We start from the raw sequence: 3,464 nt of genomic DNA, 5'->3' as shown, positions 1-3,464 counted from the left end.
GGCCGGGCCGCGACTTGATCACCTCGTCACGCACCACCAGCACGTCGCTGATCAGGCCGGGATCCTCGCCGGCGGTGAACAGCAACTTGAGGTCCTTGTTCTGCGCCATGGCGACGGTGAGGTACGGTTCATAGGTCACCGCGACCGGCACCTGGCCGGCGATCAAGGCGCTGCCGGCATCGGACGCCGGCATCGGAACCGGCTTGACATCGTCGATCGACATGCCGTTCCTGGCGAGCGCGTATTTGAGCAGAATGTCGCTCGTCGTGCCTTCCTCGAAGGCCACCTGCTTGCCCTTGAGGTCCGCGATGGAGGTGACGTCCTTGCCGGCGATGATGGCGTCGGCGGTCATGGAGACGTCGAGCAACAGCACGATCTTCACCGGCAGGCCGGCCGCAACCATGCCCATCGCCGTGTGGGTCGCGATGTTGGCGGCGTCGAGCTGGCCGCTTGCAAGTGCTGCGTTGATGTCCTTGTCCTCGGCGAAATTGACGATCTGGACGTCGCTCAGCCCGTTCGTCTTGAACAGGCCCTTGGCCTCGGCGACATGCCATTGGCCATAGCCGAGCCAGGGCTCGATGCCGATCTTGAACGCTCCTGCCTCGGGCGTGGTGGGAATGGCCGCATCGGCTGCGTAGGCTGCCGGGGCGGCGGCCAGCCCGATGGCGGCGGCCATCACGAGCGCGCGAAATTGTCCTGTTAGGTTACGCATCATCTTTATTCCCCTTGATGATCAGACCGCTTTTTCTAACCCAGGCAGCCGGTCTGGTGAGACTGCGGGTTTCTGCTCTTGCGGCACTGTGCCTCGGCATCTTACCTGCCACTTCATGGTGAAGTGCGAGGATATTTCAGCGTCAGCGGGAGCGGATGTCAAGGCTAAAATACATACATGCATATACAAGTTAGAAAGACTCAATTTTCACGCTTTTCCGGATCGATCCGGTCTAGGAAATCGGTCACCCGATCGGCTCCGGCAACGGGTTCGCTGCCGACCATGACCGCGACTGAGAAGGCAATGAGGGAGGAGACCCGCGTGTGGCTGCGCGCGCCGGCCCGCAGGTTCATGACCAGCGTCGGCGACAGGAAAAGACCGGCCCGCAGCACCGCGCGCCAATCGGCCGGCAGCATGCCGCGCCGTTTGAGCTCCAGCAGCAATGGCCGCCACAGCGCGGTCGCCTTGACCTCCAGCAGGTCGCGGCGGACGGGGCTCAGGTCCCAGTCCGTGTCGACATGGAGCAGATTTCCGTCCAGCCGCGCCTGGGCGCGAAAAGCCTCTGTCGCGGTCGCCGGATCATAGAGCCAGAACGGATGGGCAAAGATGTTGTGGAACGTCGCCTTCACCTCCGCCAGCAGCGTCGGGATATGCGAGCCGGCAAAGGCGGGATCGAAGAAGGACAGTTCCGCCCTCCCCGCCTTAGCCGTGTACCAGACATTGGCGTTGTGGGCGTCGCCATGCGCGACCACGCCGCCGGCATCGGCAAGCCGGTCGGGCCGCAAGCGCACCGCGGCGGCATCGAAAAGCTCACCGACGCTGTGGGTGTACTGCTGGCCGTTGATGACGAATTTCAGCCGGGAAAACCGATCCCAATCCAGCTCGGCACCGGGAAAGACGAACGGCTTGCCGACATAGAAATCGGCCAGCCGGCCGCCTGGCGACAAGCGTGTGTTTGCATCGATCAGCCGCTCATGAAACAGCCTGTGGATCGGCTCCGCCGAGACCTCCGCGACAGTCACCGGATGCAGCGTCTTGAGATAGACCTTGAGCAGCCTGGCCGACAGGTCGCGCTCGGCAAGAACGGCTTCTTGCCGCTTGCCGGCATCGTCCTGCGCATCTAGCGCGAACAGCACATCCGAAAATCTCGGATCCGTGCGGCGGCGGTAGACAAGGATCTGCTCGCCGGGCTGCGCCGACATGTGTATGGGTTGGTCGACCGGCAGGCCGGCGCGCGACAGAATCTCGGCGCGGTAATACTCGCCCGTCATCGCCTCCTCCCGCTCCTCCTGATGGAACTTGAAGAAGTAGGCCTTGCCGTCGTCTTCGAAGAAGCCGTTCAGGGAATTGAGGCTGTATTTGTCGAAGTTGATGCGCACATTGCGGGGACTCATCGCGAACAGGTCGCCCAGCAATGCCGCCAGCGCGCTTTGTGCTTCGGCAACATCATGCTGCGCGAGTGCCCGGATCTGCGCCGTGCGACTCGGTGTCTGCGTCATCTGTTGTCCTTCTTGGCCCGTCCATTCGAGAGCGAAAGTGTTCTCGTCAGCACATGTATATACATTGACAACGAAACCGCTCCGACTTGCATTCGTCCTGCTTCCGTTAGCTGCTTTTTGAAGGGGAATAGCGGCTGCCGAGCGAGTAGCGGCTGCCGGCATAAGTCAGCTTGCTGATGGTGGCCACCACCGCGCCTGTCCATGTCCGGCGGTGCAGGAAAAGGCAGCAGGCGCCGACATCGATGCCCAGATGCCGCGCCGTCTCGGCGTCGGCCGGGATCGCCGAGATGATATGCTCGACTTCGGTCACCGGGGTTTTCTGCATGAGATAGTCGTAGGTCGCCGTCTTCGAAAAATCCTGCTTGTCGTAATCGGGAATGAGGCTCGGATTGACGAAGCGCTCTTCCAGCTGTACCGGCAGATCATTCTCGAAATTGACGACGACGGAATGATAGATCGAGACGCGCTTTGGAAACTCGAACGACAGCGCCAGCTCCTTTGTCGGCATGATGGTTTCGAGGACGAAAACTTCGGAACGATGCCTGTTGCCGCGCTCGACGATCTCGGCTGCGATGTTGTTGATCTCGATCAGCGTCGATTGCGGCCGCGGCGGCGCGATGAAGGTTCCCACACCTTGCAGGCGGATCAGGAACCCGGCCGAGGTCAACTCTCTGAGCGCCCGGTGAACCGTCATCCGCGACACGCCGAGCGACGCCACCAACTCATTCTCGGACGGCAGCTTGCGATCCTTGCCCCACCGGCCCGTTCCGATGTTCGCCAGGATGTAGTCCTTCACCTTCTCGTAAAGAGGGCTGGCCGTGTCGGGCAAAGTGATCATTTCAAAAGTCCTTTCCGGCGATTCATCGGAAATCACGACTGCTCAACAGGTTGCCGCATACGGATGATTGTTTTCAAGCCGTCGCTGCGCCCCGCCAACAGCCGCTCATAGGCAGCCGGAATGTCATCCAGGCCGATCTCCTGGTCGATCAGCGCCAGCAGCGGTTCGCTGAGTTCGCCCAGCATCCGCACGGCCTCGGGCAGCTCGTCGGCAAAGGCGTGGCATCCCAGCAACCCGATTTCGCGTTCGACCAGTGTATTGGGATCGATGTCGAGGCGGCCATGGAAGATGCCGACCATGGCGATCGTGCCGCCTGGATCGACAACGCCGAGCAACTGATTGAATGCCGCGATGCTGCCGGTCGCCTCGACGGCCGCCACCAAGGGGGCATTGGCGGTTGCGGCGGCAATGGCAT

General features: G+C 61.8%; 4 protein-coding genes. All 4 read right to left on the bottom strand.

Going from position 1 to position 3,464, the window contains the following annotated elements:
• The coding region (locus EOC06_RS34620; protein ID WP_128309922.1) for an ABC transporter substrate-binding protein at positions 1-712 on the bottom strand (712 nt) is incomplete at its 3' end.
• 200 nt (positions 713-912) lie between these two features.
• Positions 913-2,211: a hypothetical protein gene (locus EOC06_RS34615; protein ID WP_128309921.1), complete on the bottom strand. Its 1,299-nt coding sequence runs from the start codon at positions 2,209-2,211 to the stop codon at positions 913-915.
• Positions 2,212-2,317: 106 nt separating this feature from the next.
• Positions 2,318-3,049: a histidine utilization repressor gene (gene hutC / locus EOC06_RS34610; protein ID WP_128309920.1), complete on the bottom strand. Its 732-nt coding sequence runs from the start codon at positions 3,047-3,049 to the stop codon at positions 2,318-2,320.
• A 32-nt stretch (positions 3,050-3,081) separates the two neighbouring features.
• Positions 3,082-3,464, bottom strand: a 383-nt coding sequence (locus EOC06_RS34605) for a zinc-binding dehydrogenase (protein ID WP_164898909.1), incomplete at its 5' end; no start/stop codon positions are given.

Source organism: Mesorhizobium sp. M7A.F.Ca.MR.362.00.0.0 (assembly GCF_004023175.1).
Classification (GTDB): Bacteria; Pseudomonadota; Alphaproteobacteria; order Rhizobiales; family Rhizobiaceae; genus Mesorhizobium.
This window is presented reverse-complemented; position numbering and strand designations above follow the sequence as displayed.

Bases quoted from the DNA above. Each gene is read 5' to 3' on its own strand.
- hutC (WP_128309920.1), bottom strand. From the start codon at position 3,049: ATGATCACTTTGCCCGACACGGCCAGCCCTCTTTACGAGAAGGTGAAG.
- EOC06_RS34615 (WP_128309921.1), bottom strand. From the start codon at position 2,211: ATGACGCAGACACCGAGTCGCACGGCGCAGATCCGGGCACTCGCGCAG.